The following is a 14,337-nucleotide window of genomic DNA, read 5'->3' on the forward strand; positions in this document are numbered from 1 at the left end:
ACGGCCCTGTGTCTGCGCGCTGTGGGGGAGAGATGAGCACGCACCACGTCACGAATCAGGCGCCGGAGCGCGTCGGCGTGGACGAGTACGGCACGAACACGGCGCTCGTCGAGGGGGTCGAGCGCTATGACGCCGCATGGGCGCACCCGGGACTGCACGAGATCGGCGTCCGTGTGGGCGGCGAGCAGTTCCAGGAGGATGCGCGACGGGCCAACAGGAACAAGCCGGTCCTGCGCACCCACGACCGCTGGGGGCACCGCATCGACGAGGTCGACTACGACCCGTCGTACCACCGCGTGCTCGGCGCGGCCGTCGCGGCGGGGGCGCACACCTCGGCTTTCGCCGCCCCGCGGCCCGGTGCGAACGTCGCTCGTGCCGCATCGTTCATGCTGTTCGCCCAGGTCGAGCCCGGGCACGCCTGCCCGGTGTCGATGACGCATTCCGTCGTGCCGGTCGTCGCCGCGCAGCCGGAACTGGCCGCGCAATGGATGCCGCGACTCCTGTCGACCCGATACGACTCCACCCTCTCCCCGGGAAAGCCGGGCGCGTTGTTCGGCATGGCCATGACCGAGAAGCAGGGCGGTTCGGACGTGCGCTCGAACACGACCGTCGCCGCGCCGCTCGGGGGCGGACGCTACGCGTTGACGGGGCACAAGTGGTTCTGCTCCGCGCCGATGTCGGATGCCTTCCTCGTCCTCGCTCAGGCGCCGGGCGGCCTCTCCTGCTTCCTGCTCCCGCGCCTGCGCGAAGACGGAACGCGCAACGAGATCCGGATCATGCGCCTGAAGGACAAGCTCGGCAACGTCTCCAACGCGTCGAGCGAGGTGGAGTACGAAGGCGCCGTCGCCCACCTCGTCGGGGAGGAGGGGCGCGGTGTGCGCACGATCATCGAGATGGTCACCCACACCCGGCTGGACTGCATCCTGGGCTCGCTGGCAGGCATGCGTCAGGCGACCGCCGAAGCAGCCTGGCACGTGCGTCATCGCTCCGCGTTCGGTCGTACCCTCATCGACCAGCCGGCGATGACCGCCGTGCTCGCCGACCTGCAGCTCGAGACCGAGGGGGCCACCGCTGCGGCGCTCAGACTCGCGCGCGCCTACGACGCCGATGCCGACGAGCAGGAGACCGCTTTTCGTCGTCTCGGCACCGCGGTCATGAAGTACTGGGTCTGCAAGCGCGGGCCCGCGCATGCGGCCGAAGCGCTCGAATGCCTCGGCGGCAACGGGATCACCGAAGACTTCCCGCTCGCCCAGCGCTATCGCGAGCAGCCGGTCATGGCGGTGTGGGAGGGGTCGGGCAACGTCATCGCCCTCGACGTCTTGCGTGCGCTTGCCCGCGAGCCGCAATCCTTCGAGGCGTTCGACGCGGAAGTGGCGCTCGCCGCCGGGCAGGATCCCCGACTCGACGCGCACATCGCCCGCACGCGGGATCGCGTTCGCCGCATCACGGAGGATCCTGCGGCCGAGGCGCGGGCACGGAGGCTGGTCGCCGACCTGGCGCTGTCGTTGGAGGCATCGCTCCTGATCCGTACCGCCCCTTCCGCCGTCGCGGAGGGGTTCCTCGCGGCGCGCCTCGGCGAGGGGATGGGGCGACTGTTCGGCGAACTCCCCGAAGGGGTCGAGGCCGCCGCCATCGCCGCCCGGGCGTGACGATCTCCGTGTCGCGTCAGATCTTGCGGCTGCGCGGCATGAGCCGCACGGGTGGCAGCGGCGGAGCGGGGATGCGCACGTCGTGTCCGGCGACGACACCGAAGCGGTCGGATGCCGCTTCCCAGGCCTCGCGCGCGTCGACGATCTCGTCGTGCGAGCGGCCGGCGAAGTTCCACCACATCACGATGTCGGCCTCGAAGGGCTCGCCGCCGAGGAGGAAAAGCAATGCCCCCTCGCCGCTCGACACCTCGACGCCCTCGCGGGAGTCGCCGAGGTAGAGCAGGCCGTTGCGGTCGAGAGCATGCTCGGCCACGACCGCATCGCCCTCGACGAGCATCAGCGCGTGCTCCCAGTCGGCCCGCAAGGGGAGACGCACGCGGGAGCCGGGGGAGAGGACGATCTCCGCGCCCACGATCGGCGTGTGGACGGTAGCGGGCGAGCGCACGCCGGCGAAGTCACCGAGCACGACGGTGGCTTCGGCTGCTGCCCCCTCGTCGGCGGGGAGTGTGAGCGCGGGCAGTTCGGTGTGCCGTTCGAAGCCGGGGGAACCGTGGCGGGCGGATTCGGGCAGCACCACCCAGAGCTGCAGTGCGTCGAGCGGCACGGGATCGTCGCCGATCGAGTACTCCGAATGCGAGATGCCGTTCCCGGCCGTCATCAGGTTCAGCTGCCCGCGCCGCAGGTCCGCATCGCTGCCGAGTGAGTCGCGGTGGCGGATCTCCCCGACGAGCGGCCAGGTCACGGTCTGCAGTCCGATGTGCGGGTGCGGCTCGACCCGCATCTTCGTGTCGGCGGGACCGAACCGGTCGAGGAAGCACCAGGCGCCGATCGTGGGCAGGTTCCGGTGCGGCAGGGCGCGCAGCACGTTCATCCCGCGCACACCGCCGAGCGGAACCTCCCGCGGCTCCAGGATCAGGCGGTGCTGCCCGATCATTCCGCCCGCCCGGTCGGGTCCTCGCCCGCGGATCCGGCGTGACCTGCGGGAGCCTTGGGCCAGCGGATCTCGGCACCGGGGATCTCATGCGTCTCGAGGTATTTCGCGATGTACGGGCACAGCGGCACGATCGCCTCGCCGCGCCCGGCTGCATCCGTCAGTGCTTCTGAGGCCAGCTTCCCGGCCAACCCCTGTCCCTGGAACGCCGGGTCGATCTCGGTGTGGAGGAAGCGGATGGATCCGGCACGGAGGTCGAAGGCCGCGAAGCCTGCGAGCACGTCGCCCGAGTGGAGTTCGTAGCGCAATTCGCCCTCGTTGCGGGTCACGGTGATGTCGGTCATCGGAGCTCCTTCGAACGGGTTGCCTCCAACCTACGCCCCTGTGGAGAGGGGGGCTCCCGCGTCGGCGGGGGTGGTTACGCTGGAGGAATGCCGCAGACTCCCCGTGACCCGTACGCGGACCTGCCGTACGCCGACGAGCCCTACGACGATGGCTGGGAGCCGTCCGCCCCGCCGGAGCCGATGGATTGGGAGCCACAGGGAGCAGCATACGAGCCGCCTCTCGACTGGGGGTCCGGGCCCGTCACGCCGGTCGCATCGGCCTCGACCCCCGCGTCGGTTGCACGGCGGGCGACCCCGAGCCGGTTCGCGACCGCGCTCGACGCGCTGCACACGGTCTTCGGCTACGACGAGTTCCGTGGCGACCAGGCCGAGATCGTCGAACAGGTCATCGCGGGCGGCGACGCCGTGGTCCTCATGCCGACCGGTGGGGGCAAGAGCATCACGTACCAGGTGCCGGCACTCGTGCGCGAGGGCACGGGGCTCGTGGTCAGCCCGCTCATCGCGCTCATGCACGACCAGGTCGATGCGCTCCGGGCCAACGGCGTCAATGCCGCGTACCTCAACTCGACGCAGGCGATCGACGAGCGCCGAGAGGTCGAGCGGGCCTACGTCGCCGGTGAGCTCGACCTCCTCTACGTCGCCCCCGAGCGGCTCTCTCACGCTCAGACGACGGCGCTGCTGCAACGCGGGACGCTGAGCGTGATCGCGATCGACGAGGCCCACTGCGTGTCTCAGTGGGGTCATGACTTCCGGCCCGACTACCTCGCGCTGGGTGACCTCGGCGAGCGGTTCCCCGGGGTTCCTCGCATGGCTCTCACCGCGACGGCGACCGCGGCCACGCACAAGGAGATCACCGAGCGTCTGCGTCTCGACGGTCGGGACGGACGAGAGGCTGCCACGCACTTCGTCGCGAGCTTCGATCGCCCCAACATCCAGTACCGGATCGTGCCCAAGGTCGACCCCCGTAAGCAACTGGTCGCCTTCATCCGGTCGCAACCGGAAGGTGCGGCGGGTATCGTCTACGCCCTCAGCCGCAAGTCGGTCGAGCAGACGGCGACCTCCCTCGCCGCTCAGGGGATCGACGCGCTTCCGTATCACGCGGGCCTTCCCGCGGAGGTGCGTGCAGCGCATCAGGCCCGCTTCCTCCGGGAAGACGGCGTGGTCATGGTCGCGACCATCGCGTTCGGCATGGGGATCGACAAGCCCGACGTGCGTTTCGTCGCGCACATCGACCTGCCGAAGTCCGTGGAGGGGTATTACCAGGAGACCGGTCGTGGCGGTCGTGACGGCGAGCCGGCGGTGGCGTGGATGGCGTACGGACTCGGCGACGTGGTGCAGCAGCGCCGCCTCATCGATCAGAGCCCCGGCGACCGCACGTTCAAGATGCGGATGGGGCAGCACCTCGACGCGATGCTCGCGCTCTGCGAGACCGTGGAGTGCCGTCGGCAGAACCTGCTCGGCTACTTCGGTCAGCAGTCGCAGCCCTGCGGCAACTGCGACACGTGTCTCGACGACACCGAGACGTTCGACGGGCTCGTTCCGGCGCAGAAGCTGCTGTCGACCATCGTGCGACTCCAGCGCGAGCGCAACCAGGCGTTCGGCGCCGGACACCTGATCGACATCCTCCGCGGCGCCTCGACCGAGCGCATCCGGCAGCAGGGTCACGACAAGCTCGCGACCTACGGCATCGGTCATGATCTGTCCGATCAGGACTGGCGCAGCGTGGTCCGGCAACTCCTGGCCCGCGGCATCCTCGTGGCCCAAGGCGACTACGGCACGCTGGCCCCCGGCGAGCAGGCGGCCGGGGTGCTGCGCGCAGAGACCGCCGTGCCTCTGCGCAAGGACACCATCGGCCGTCCCGTCTCGTCCGGCCGTGCCCGCAAGGCGAGTGCCGCGGATGCGCTGGACGCCGGGGATCGCGGGCTCTTCGAGTCGCTGCGCGCCTGGCGCGCCGAGACCGCACGGGAGCAGGGTGTCCCTGCGTACATCGTCTTCGGCGATGCCACCCTGCGTGCTCTCGCCGAGCATCGTCCGGCGTCGCTCGCAGACCTTGACGGCATCACCGGCATCGGCGCGAAGAAGCGCGAGGCCTACGGAGAGAGCGTGCTCGCGGTCATCGCCGCGGCCTGAGCACCGCGTCCTGTCCGTCGCTCCGGATCACCGGACGAGAGTTCGCGCATCTTGAACACTTTCCCATATGGGTATATGTTTGACGCATGGCACGAGCAGCGACGACTTCGGATGTCTTCAACGCGATCGCCGAGCCGCGGCGCCGCGACATCCTGGCGCTGTTGCGCACCGGCGAGCGGCCCGTCACCGAGCTGTCCGAAGCACTCGGGATGACCCAGCCGGGAGCGTCCAAGCATCTGCGAGTGCTTCGCGAGGTCGGTCTCGTGCAGGATCGCCGGGACGGCAAGCAGCGTGTGTACGGCCTCGACGCCCGCGGGCTGAGGGCCGTCCACGAATGGACCGGCGGGTTCGAGCAGTTCTGGAGCGAGAGCTTCGACCGGCTCGACGCCTACGCGCAGGAACTCGCACAGGAGAGGCGACAGGAGTAAGAGATGGAAACGACGACGGATCGCGAGATCGTGATCTCCCGAATGATCGACGCGCCGCGAGAGCTGGTGTTCGAAGCGTTCACCGAGGTGCGGCACTTGTCGAGGTGGTGGGGGCCGTCCGGATTCACCACCACGACCTCCTCGTTCGACTTCCAGGTCGGGGGTGCGTGGGAGTTCGTGATGCACGGGCCGGACGGCACGGACTACCCCGAGTGGATCACGTGGACCGAGATCCTCGCGCCGGAGCGGATCGCGATGCTCCACGGTGAGTACCGCGATGACCCAGACGCTTTCACGTCGGTGCTGACCTTCGGGGCCGAGGGCGAGCGGACCCGTATCGACATGCGGACGGTGTTCCCGACCGTGGAGCTGCGGGACGAGGCGGTCGAGAAGTACGGCGCGATCGAGGGGGGCCGGCAGACTCTGGCCAACCTGGCGGCATTCGTCGAGGAGTGGGCGGGCGAGGTCGTGCGCTGATGGCCGGTGTCGTGTTCTTCAGCGTTTCGATGTCGCTCGACGGTTTCATCGCCCCCGAGTCTCCTGACGAGCTGATGGGTCAGCAGTGGATGGAACTGCAGAAGTGGGTGTTCCGGCAGCGCTTCTTCCGGGAGAACCTCCAGCTCGGCGAGGGCGGCGAGGAAGGACGCGACAACGACATCGTGCGCGAGACGTTCGAGCGCACCGGCGCGAGCGTCATGGGCAAGCGGATGTTCGATGCGGGAGAGCGCGCCTGGCCGGAGGCTCCGCCGTTCCACACTCCCGTGTTCGTCGTCACCCATGAGCGGCGGGGGCCGTGGGAGCGACAGGGCGGTACCACGTTCCACTTCGTCGACAACGGCATCGAGTCCGCACTCGATCGGGCCCGTGCCGCGGCGGGGGATCGGGACGTGCGCATCGCGGGCGGCGCGGAGACGATCGTGCAGTACCTCGACGCGGGGCTGGTGGACGAGTTCCACATCGCGCTCTCCCCGGTGCTGTTCGGGAGGGGCGTGCGCCTCTTCGGCGGGGTGGACGCCGGTCGCGTGGCGCTGGACTTGGTGTCTGCGGAGCCCTCTCCGCAGACCACGCATCTTCGATACGCCGTGCGTCGGCGCTGACGCGGCGGGGCTCAGCGCGCGGGCAGCGCGTCGGCGAGGTGGGCCCGCAGCTGCTCTGCGATGTCGACCGCGCTCCGGTCGTAGAGCCACTGCGTATCCCAGCATTCTGGGATTCGATTGCTCTTGATCGCCACGCGGTTGGGTCGCCTGTCTAGGGTGAGGGCAAGCGAAGGAAGAAGGAGGGGGACGATGATGTCCAGCCGGTTTGAACGTGCCGCTGCGCGAAGTGCGCGACCGCAAGTCCGATGGCTGCGTTGGGGTGGTGCTGTGGCTGTGGCGGCGGCATTGACGTTCGGTGTCGCGGCGCCGGCATCCGCAGTGCAAGGGGCAGAGGCGAAGTCGGTGGTGGCTGCCGCACCATCGATACGGCCGTTGTTTGTCGATGTTGCTTGGGACTACTACAACCCGAACTGTGCGTGGAAGAAGCTGCACACCCGATACGGGGTGACAGGAATGCAATACACCGTGCACAACTACCTAGGGTCCGGAAAGTTCCGAAGCAACTCCTACATCTGGCAAGCGACCGTAGGGTATCTCCAGTATTCGTCTCGAATCACAACATGCAAGTGAAGGTGCCGATCGGTTCCTGACGTCTCACAGCGCGCCAGCTCTCGAGCCGTCCTCCCGCCGGCGACCCACTCGGAGTCGTGGGCAGGAGGGCGGCTCGGCCGTTCCTGTCGCGAGGCGACAAGCGGCGGCGGGGGCGTCCCGGCAACGCGTTGGAGGATGCTTACAGAGGAGTTCCTCGACGTTTGTCGCAGACCTACCATGGTGGTCTCCCTACTTTCCTGGAGGAACCCCATGGTCGACGCTGCCGTCCGTCCTTCGACGACACCCGATGAATCACACGAGATCGCGGCCCCGCCGCAGATCGACGTCGCCCGAGTGAACGATGCCCTGATGGGCACGTGGGGTGACGTCCGCCGCCAGGCGCGCGAGATGATCAAGGATTCGGCGTTCTGGCGCAAGGACGAGCTTGGCAAGGACGAGCACCGCGAGCGCGTGCTCAGCCAGCTGCACCTGCTGGTCGAGAACAAGGCCGTCCACCGGGCGTTCCCCAAGTCGCTCGGCGGTGAGGAGAACAACGGCGCCAACATCGCCGGCTTCGAGGAGCTCGTGGTCGCCGACCCGAGTCTGCAGATCAAGTCCGGTGTGCAGTGGGGACTCTTCGGCTCCGCGATCCTCCAGCTGGGCACGAAGGAGCACCACGAGAAGTGGCTCCCCGGCGTGATGGACCTGTCGATCCCCGGTGCCTTCGCGATGACGGAGATCGGACACGGCTCCGACGTCGCCGCCGTCGGCACGACCGCGACGTACGACCCGGAGACCGAGGAGTTCGTCATCAACACCCCCTTCCGGGGCGCGACGAAGGAGTACCTGGGCAACGCCGCACTGCATGGCGTCGCGGCGACCGTGTTCGCTCAGCTCATCACGAACGGCGTCAACCACGGTGTGCACTGCTTCTACGTGCCGCTGCGCGGGGAGGACGGCAACGATCTCCCCGGTATCGGTCGCGAGGACGACGGGCTCAAGGGGGGACTCAACGGCATCGACAACGGACGACTGTCGTTCGACCACGTGCGCATCCCGCGCACCAACCTCTTGAACCGCTACGGCGACGTCGCCGCCGACGGGACGTACTCCAGTGCGATCGACAGTCCCGGCCGCCGCTTCTTCACGATGCTCGGCACGCTCGTCCAGGGGCGCGTGTCCCTCGACGGCGCGGCCTCCTGGGCATCGGCGCTCGGCCTGCACATCGCGATCACCTACGCCACGCAGCGTCGTCAGTTCGACGGGGCGGACGGCCAGGAAGTCGTGCTGATGGACTACGGCAAGCACCAGCGCCGTCTGCTCCCGCGCCTGGCGACCACCTACGCGCAGATCTTCGCGCACGACGAGTTCCTGCAGAAGTTCGACGGCGTGTTCTCCGGCCGCACCGACACCCCGGCCGACCGGGAGGACCTCGAGACGCTCGCGGCCGCCCTCAAGCCGCTCTCGACCTGGCATGCGCTCGACACCTTGCAGGAGGCCCGCGAAGCCACCGGTGGGGCCGGCTTCATGTTCGAGAACCGTCTGGTCGGCCTTCGCCAGGACCTCGACATCTACGTCACGTTCGAGGGCGACAACAACGTCCTCCTCCAGCTGGTCGGCAAGCGCCTGCTCACCGACTACGCCAAGCAGTTCCAGGGCAAGGACGCGGCGGCGCTGGCCAAGTTCGCCGTCGGAATGACCGCGGGCAAGGTGTTCCACGGCGCGGGGCTCCGTCAGCTCGGACAGGCCGTCTCCGACTTCGGTCAGGTGAGTCGCTCGGTCGAGCGGGGGCTGCGCGAGGAGCAGCAGCACGATCTGCTCGCCGGGCGCGTGCAGCAGATGGTCGCCGACATCGCGGCTCGGCTGCGTCCGGGGGCGAAGGACAAGGTGCTCGGCGCGCGTCTGTTCAACGAGAACCAGGCGGAACTCATCGAAGCCGCTCGTGCGCACGGAGAGCTGTTGCAGTGGGAGGCGTTCACCGACGCCGTGCATCAGATGGACGACCCCGACACGAAGAAGGTCCTCACGTGGCTGCGTGACCTCTTCGGGCTGCAGCTCATCGAGAAGCACCTCGCCTGGCACCTGATCAACGGACGCTTGTCGACCCAGCGCGCAGCGGCCGTGTCGAGCTACATCGACCGTCTGTGCGCGCGGCTGCGCCCGTACGCCCTCGACCTGGTCAACGCCTTCGGCTATGAGCCGGAGCATGTGCGTGCACCGATCGCGAGCGGCATCGAGAAGCAGCGTCAGGACGAGGCGCGTGCGTACTACGCCGACCTCGCGGCGACCGGGCAGGCTCCGATCCAGGAGAAGGCCCTGAAGAAGAAGCGCTGACCCCGCTCGTCCCCGCCCCCCTCTCCGCGTCGAGACCCCCTCTCCGTGTCGGGACCCCCTCTGAGACACGCGAGTGAGAGGGGGCGTCGACGGTGGGCGGGGGCGTCGGCGTTTGGTCGGGTCGACGGTGGATAGGTGTGTGTGCGGTGGGCGGTCCGCTCGCCTCGTCAGGCCTCTTGCCGTCGAGACCCCCTCTTCGTGTCGAGACCCCCTCTGAGACGCGCGAGCACGAGGGGGCGTCGACGGTGGACGGGGGTGTCGACGGTGGGTGGGGGTGTCGACGGAGACGGGGACGGAGACGGAAACGGGGACGGAGACGCGGAAGCGGGGGCCGGAGCGGCAGGCGGCAGGCGGCAGGCGCCCGTGGCGGTGTCGGTCCTGGCGGATAGCCTGAGCGGATGAGCTCTCTCCTCACCGGACCCGACGCCCGTGACCGCTGCGCCTGGGTGGGTGACGACGCCGAGTACCGCCGCTACCACGACGAGGAGTGGGGCACGCCCCTGCACGGCGACCGCGCGCTGTTCGAGAAGATGGCGCTCGAGGGCTTCCAGGCCGGACTGTCGTGGATCACGATCCTGCGCAAGCGGCCGCGGTTCCGTGAGGTCTTCGCGGGGTTCGAGCCCGAGATCGTCGCGGAGTTCGGCGAAGACGACGTCGAGCGCCTGATGGGAGACGCCGGAATCATCCGGAATCGCCCGAAGATCGAGGCGACCATCGGCAACGCCCAGCTGGTCCGCTCGATGGGAACAGGCGAGCTCGACGAGCTGATGTGGTCGTTCGCGCCGCCGGCATCCGGTACTCGCCCGGCGTCGTTCAGCGATGTCCCCGCTGTCACGCCGGAGTCGACGGCGCTGAGCAAGGAGCTGCGACGACGAGGCTTCCGTTTCGTCGGTCCGACGACGATGTATGCGCTGATGCAGTCGGCGGGCATGGTCGACGACCACATCGCGGGGTGCTGGCGCGCCTGATCATCGGAACCGCGAGGTTCAGCGTTCGCCGGTCTCCCGCGTGAGTGCGGAGCGTACGTCGGAGGTGTTCTCGACCGCGAAACTGGCCATCGTCGGCAGGTAGCGGTCATCGGCGACCTCGACGAGGGAGCCGTCCTCGGCCCACGCCGTTCGCCGCACCCGCAGCAGCGGAGTCGACACCGAGACCGCGAGCGCCGCGGCATCGAGGTCATCCGCGGGGACGGCGTCGAAGACATGGCGTGCGCGGACGGGTGCGCATCCGTGCTCCTGCATCGTCTCGTAGATGCTCCCCGTATCGAGGTCGGCCGCCAACAGCAGCTTTCCGATAGCGAACGGGAATGCCGACCTCTCGAGCATCGCCGGCTCGTCGTCCAGCAGCCGCAACCGCACGATCTCCACGATCGCCGCCCCCGGTTCCACGCCGAGATCGTCGGCGACGGTTTCCGATGCCGGACGCCGGGCGGCCTCGATGACCCGCTGTCCGGGGCGGCGGCCGATCGACCGCGCCCAGTCGGTGAACGAGACGAACGATTGGAAGGACTGCGTCGGCACGAGTCGCCGTACGCGCGGCGGTGCGCCCCGTCCGCCGTCGACGGCGCCCTCTGCGCGCAGGGTCGCCAGTGCCTGCCTGATCGGCCCCCGCGAGGTGCCGAACTCGGCGATCAGGGAGTGCTCGCTCGGCACCCGTTCGCCCTCGGGCCACTCACCGCTCCTGATGCGATCGCGCATCTGTTCGTACAGCTGCTCGTGCAGCGGTCTGCGCATTCGCGTCCTCGCTCCCGTTGTCATGACTTCTCGCTCCTCGACGCTGCCAGCCAGGCCCACTCTGCCTCATGTCGGTGAACACTTCGAGAATACTGCGGCAAAAAGTTGTCATGACTACTTTCGCTCCGCATGCTCGGAAGAGACCCGGAGATTCTCCACCCTGCCTCGGCCGAGATGTGCGGTCGACCAACTCCAAGGAAGAGACATGAGAACCAGACGCGGAATCGGTGCCCTTGCGGTGACGTGCGCCCTCACCCTGCTCGGCGGGACCGCGGCGACGCCCGCGCTCGCCGCGGCCCCGCCGCTCGACGAAGGCTTCACCGATGCCACTGCGACGCAGCCGCCGGCGGGATGGTCGGTCGACAACACCAATGTCGACGGCATGCGCACCGAGTGGCAGGGCTGGTCGTTCCACACGCCGGCCGAGGTCGTGTCGGCGTGGGGGAACAGCGGAGACCGCGGTTCCTTCTCCCGCGCGGAGGGGATGACCGCGGTCGTGCACTCCGACGCGAACCGGCCGACGCAGGGGCGCTTCAGCTCGGTCCTGTGGGCTCCCGAGGTCGACCTCCAGAGCGGCGACGGTGCGGTGCGGGTGGTCTTCGACAGCCACTACAAGCAGGGACAGGCACCGCAGACCGCTCAGCTGGTGGCTCGGTTCGACGACGAAGCGCCCGTCGTGGTCGAGTCGTTCGCGCGGAACCGGCTCGACGAGCAGGTGGATGTCTCGATCCCGGTGCCGGCGGGAGTCGACGCCGTCACGGTGGGCTGGTCGTATGCCGAGAGCAGCAACAACTGGTTCTGGATGATCGACGACGTGCAGATCAGCGAGGCGCCACCGGCCGATTCGACACCGCGAATCCTCTCCGCGTCCAAGCCCGTCGCGACGGCGGGTGCGATAGTGCCGGTCACGATCGGCGGCCTCCGCCCCGGCCAGCAGCTGACCGCGACGTGGGGGGACTCCGCCCCTCCGATCCCGGGTATCCCCGTGGCCGACGCCGCCGGGGAGACCTCGTTCTCCGTCACCCTGCCCGAAGACCTCGCCCCCGGATACGTGGCGCTGTCGCTCGGTGGCGCCGGCATCGTCTCGACGTCGCTCGAGATCACGGTGCTCGCGGCAGGCGATCCGGACTCGGCGACCACCGAACCGCTGCTCTGGTTCGACGGCTTCGAGAAGGACACCTGGACCACGACGGGTGCGTGGTCGCTGTCGACTCTCGACAGCGTGGTCGGGCAGCACGGAACCGACCGCCGACACGCGTTCACCCGGGCTTCGGGACGGATCGCGGTGGCGGAAGCGACGGAGGGGGCGTTCTCGGGCACCCTGACATCGGCACCGATCGCCGTCACGGCGGGGGACACGCTCGAGGTGCGCCTCGACAGCCACTACCGCAAGCGCGGCGGGGGACAGCAGGGATCGGTGACGGCCCTCTTCGACGACGGGACCGAGGCCGTGCTGCGCGAGCTCTCCGACGCGGATGAGGAGTCCGCGCGACTCCGTCTGCCGGTCGCGGTGCCTGCGGGCGCGTCGTCGATGAGCATCCGATTCGGGTTCGAGGCCGCGAGCGCCGCGGGGTCGTGGATGCTCGACGACGTGCAGGTGCTGCGCCCGCTCGCCCCGCTCGCCGAGGGGGTCGAGGCGGACGCGGTCGTCGACATCTTCAGCGACGTGCAGGGAGCGACGACCCGGCTGAGCCAGAACGTGCTTCCCGGCTTCCGTGCGATGCCGCAGGCGGCGGATGTGCTGGTGTCGAACGGCGATCTCGTCAGCACGGGGTCGACCGCCAACTACACCTCCTATCTGTCGGCGCTCGCCGCGGGAGGCGGGGGCGACTACGGCACGGTCGTCTCGACGATCGGCAACCACGAGTACTACGGCAGCGAAGGATCGGCGGTGTATCAGAAGCGCTTCCTCGACTCGACCGGGATGCGTGAGGTCGGCGGGCAGGGCGGTCTGTGGGGAGAGGTCCTCGTCGACGGGCAGCTTCCCCTGATCTGGATCGGGAGCGAGTTCTACGACTACGCGGCGAAGACCGGCTCGGGCCCGTTCATCGACTTCAGCCAGGAGCAGTTCACCTGGCTGCGCGACCGGCTCGCGCACTGGCGTGCCCAGGACAAGCCGGTGCTGCTGTTCTCGCACCACCTGCTGCCCTACTCGGTCTCGGGGTCGTACGCGCGGTTCTACAAGAACGACTACGGCCAGGAAGAGGCTCGCTTCGCCGCGCTCCTCGCGCAGAACCCGAACGTCATCATGTTCAACGGCCACACGCACTGGTCGCCGACGCTGAACGACTGGAGCGCCGAGCTGCGGACGGATCCGAGCCTCGCCCATGCCCCGACGGTCGTGAACACCGGAGCGGTGACCACGATGTACGGGCCGAGCGGCGACTGGGAGGAGAAGGCCGTCGGCGGTGCCGATCCGGTCGGACTGCGCGCCGCGCTGTACGACGATCGCGTGCGGGTCACGGTGTACTCCTTCTCCTCCACCGGCGCGACGGAGATCAAGCACGTCGACGTCCCGCGGCCGACGGCGGCTCCGGTCGATCCCGTCGATCCCGTCGACCCCGTCGACCCGGTCGATCCCACCCTGGAACTGAGCACGCAGAGCGTCGCAGCGGGCGGCCGGGTCACGATCGCGGCCACCGGATTCCCTGCCGACACCGAGGTCGAGATCGAGCTGCGCTCCACACCGGTGCGGGTGGGCGTGGCGACCGCCGACGCCGACGGGGCGTTCCGCACGACCGTCACGATCCCCTCGACGACGCCGGCGGGTGCTCACACGCTGGCGGTGATCCTGCCGGACGGGACCGAGGTCACCGCCCCGCTCACCGTCACGGGCGCGGGTGAGGGACCGGGCGGCGTCGCGCCGGGCTCCGGCGGTGGGGATGCACCGTCGACCGGCGGGGGACTCGCGGCCACCGGCGGTGAGCCGGGCTGGTTCCTCCTCGGTGGCAGCCTGCTGCTCGTGGCGCTCGGCGGATTCCTCCTCGCCCGGAGGCGCCGCGCGGGCAGCTGAGAACGATTCCTTCCCCCATCGCCGGGGTGGCGCCGAGGTCGACTCGACGCCGCTCCGGCGATGGGTACTACTCCCCATCGAGCGGTTCTCGGGCACGCGGTTAGGATGAACGGGTGCGTCGTCGGCCAGACGGGCCCGCGCACGAGT

The 14,337-nt window shown here is 69.2% G+C and carries 11 protein-coding genes; 8 read left to right on the forward strand and 3 right to left on the reverse strand.

Annotated elements, in window-relative coordinates:
- Positions 1-32: 32 nt before the first annotated feature.
- Positions 33-1,649 carry an acyl-CoA dehydrogenase family protein gene (locus tag L978_RS08740; protein ID WP_052193448.1) on the forward strand — a complete coding sequence of 539 codons (1,617 nt, stop codon included), beginning with the start codon at positions 33-35 and terminating at the stop codon, positions 1,647-1,649.
- Positions 1,650-1,665: 16 nt separating this feature from the next.
- Here L978_RS08740 and L978_RS08745 read toward each other — a convergent pair whose 3' ends face one another.
- Positions 1,666-2,583 carry a pirin family protein gene (locus L978_RS08745; protein ID WP_047522422.1) on the reverse strand — a complete coding sequence of 306 codons (918 nt, stop codon included), beginning with the start codon at positions 2,581-2,583 and terminating at the stop codon, positions 1,666-1,668.
- On the reverse strand, positions 2,580-2,924 hold the full coding sequence (locus L978_RS08750; RefSeq protein ID WP_047522424.1) for a GNAT family N-acetyltransferase: 345 nt from the start codon (positions 2,922-2,924) through the stop codon (positions 2,580-2,582). The genes L978_RS08745 and L978_RS08750 overlap by 4 nt, the downstream gene beginning before the upstream one ends.
- Before the next feature lie 87 nt (positions 2,925-3,011).
- Between L978_RS08750 and recQ the strand changes: the two genes are divergently transcribed.
- The 6 genes from recQ to L978_RS08780 all read left to right on the forward strand — a co-directional run bounded on the left by recQ (position 3,012) and on the right by L978_RS08780 (position 10,412).
- Entirely contained in the window at positions 3,012-5,054 is a 2,043-nt protein-coding gene (gene recQ, locus L978_RS08755) for a DNA helicase RecQ (protein ID WP_052193450.1), read from the forward strand.
- 86 nt (positions 5,055-5,140) lie between these two features.
- Positions 5,141-5,482: an ArsR/SmtB family transcription factor gene (locus tag L978_RS08760; protein ID WP_047522429.1), complete on the forward strand. Its 342-nt coding sequence runs from the start codon at positions 5,141-5,143 to the stop codon at positions 5,480-5,482.
- 3 nt (positions 5,483-5,485) lie between these two features.
- The gene (locus L978_RS08765; RefSeq protein WP_047522431.1) at positions 5,486-5,959 is read left to right on the forward strand and encodes an SRPBCC family protein; all 474 of its coding nucleotides are present in this window, start codon (positions 5,486-5,488) and stop codon (positions 5,957-5,959) included.
- The gene (locus L978_RS08770; protein WP_047522433.1) at positions 5,959-6,579 is read left to right on the forward strand and encodes a dihydrofolate reductase family protein; all 621 of its coding nucleotides are present in this window, start codon (positions 5,959-5,961) and stop codon (positions 6,577-6,579) included. Before L978_RS08765 ends, L978_RS08770 begins: the two co-directional genes overlap by 1 nt.
- Before the next feature lie 801 nt (positions 6,580-7,380).
- Positions 7,381-9,444: an acyl-CoA dehydrogenase family protein gene (locus tag L978_RS08775; RefSeq protein WP_047522435.1), complete on the forward strand. Its 2,064-nt coding sequence runs from the start codon at positions 7,381-7,383 to the stop codon at positions 9,442-9,444.
- A gap of 398 nt (positions 9,445-9,842) precedes the next feature.
- A complete protein-coding gene (locus L978_RS08780; RefSeq protein WP_047522437.1) occupies positions 9,843-10,412 on the forward strand; it encodes a DNA-3-methyladenine glycosylase I in 570 nt (189 codons plus the stop codon).
- Between the two features lie 18 nt (positions 10,413-10,430).
- On the opposite strand, the gene L978_RS08785 is transcribed toward L978_RS08780, so the two are convergent.
- Complete coding sequence (locus L978_RS08785; protein ID WP_047522439.1) at positions 10,431-11,177, reverse strand: GntR family transcriptional regulator; 747 nt, start codon at positions 11,175-11,177, stop codon at positions 10,431-10,433.
- A gap of 205 nt (positions 11,178-11,382) precedes the next feature.
- On the opposite strand from L978_RS08785, the gene L978_RS08790 reads away from it, so the two are divergent.
- The gene (locus L978_RS08790) at positions 11,383-14,190 is read left to right on the forward strand and encodes a metallophosphoesterase family protein (RefSeq protein WP_047522441.1); all 2,808 of its coding nucleotides are present in this window, start codon (positions 11,383-11,385) and stop codon (positions 14,188-14,190) included.
- Positions 14,191-14,337 lie beyond the last annotated feature (147 nt).

Origin of the sequence: Microbacterium sp. ZOR0019 (assembly GCF_000800925.1) — a bacterium.
In the GTDB taxonomy this organism is placed as follows: domain Bacteria; phylum Actinomycetota; class Actinomycetes; order Actinomycetales; family Microbacteriaceae; genus Microbacterium; species Microbacterium aurugineum.

What these genes read in the sequence shown, in the direction of transcription:
- L978_RS08750 (WP_047522424.1), bottom strand. Translation starts at nt 2,924, where the DNA reads ATGACCGACATCACCGTGACCCGCAACGAGGGCGAATTGCGCTACGAA.
- L978_RS08775 (WP_047522435.1), top strand. Translation starts at nt 7,381, where the DNA reads ATGGTCGACGCTGCCGTCCGTCCTTCGACGACACCCGATGAATCACAC.
- L978_RS08760 (WP_047522429.1), top strand. Translation starts at nt 5,141, where the DNA reads ATGGCACGAGCAGCGACGACTTCGGATGTCTTCAACGCGATCGCCGAG.
- L978_RS08745 (WP_047522422.1), bottom strand. Translation starts at nt 2,583, where the DNA reads ATGATCGGGCAGCACCGCCTGATCCTGGAGCCGCGGGAGGTTCCGCTC.
- L978_RS08770 (WP_047522433.1), top strand. Translation starts at nt 5,959, where the DNA reads ATGGCCGGTGTCGTGTTCTTCAGCGTTTCGATGTCGCTCGACGGTTTC.
- L978_RS08740 (WP_052193448.1), top strand. Translation starts at nt 33, where the DNA reads ATGAGCACGCACCACGTCACGAATCAGGCGCCGGAGCGCGTCGGCGTG.
- L978_RS08780 (WP_047522437.1), top strand. Translation starts at nt 9,843, where the DNA reads ATGAGCTCTCTCCTCACCGGACCCGACGCCCGTGACCGCTGCGCCTGG.
- recQ (WP_052193450.1), top strand. Translation starts at nt 3,012, where the DNA reads ATGCCGCAGACTCCCCGTGACCCGTACGCGGACCTGCCGTACGCCGAC.
- L978_RS08785 (WP_047522439.1), bottom strand. Translation starts at nt 11,177, where the DNA reads ATGCGCAGACCGCTGCACGAGCAGCTGTACGAACAGATGCGCGATCGC.
- L978_RS08765 (WP_047522431.1), top strand. Translation starts at nt 5,486, where the DNA reads ATGGAAACGACGACGGATCGCGAGATCGTGATCTCCCGAATGATCGAC.
- L978_RS08790 (WP_047522441.1), top strand. Translation starts at nt 11,383, where the DNA reads ATGAGAACCAGACGCGGAATCGGTGCCCTTGCGGTGACGTGCGCCCTC.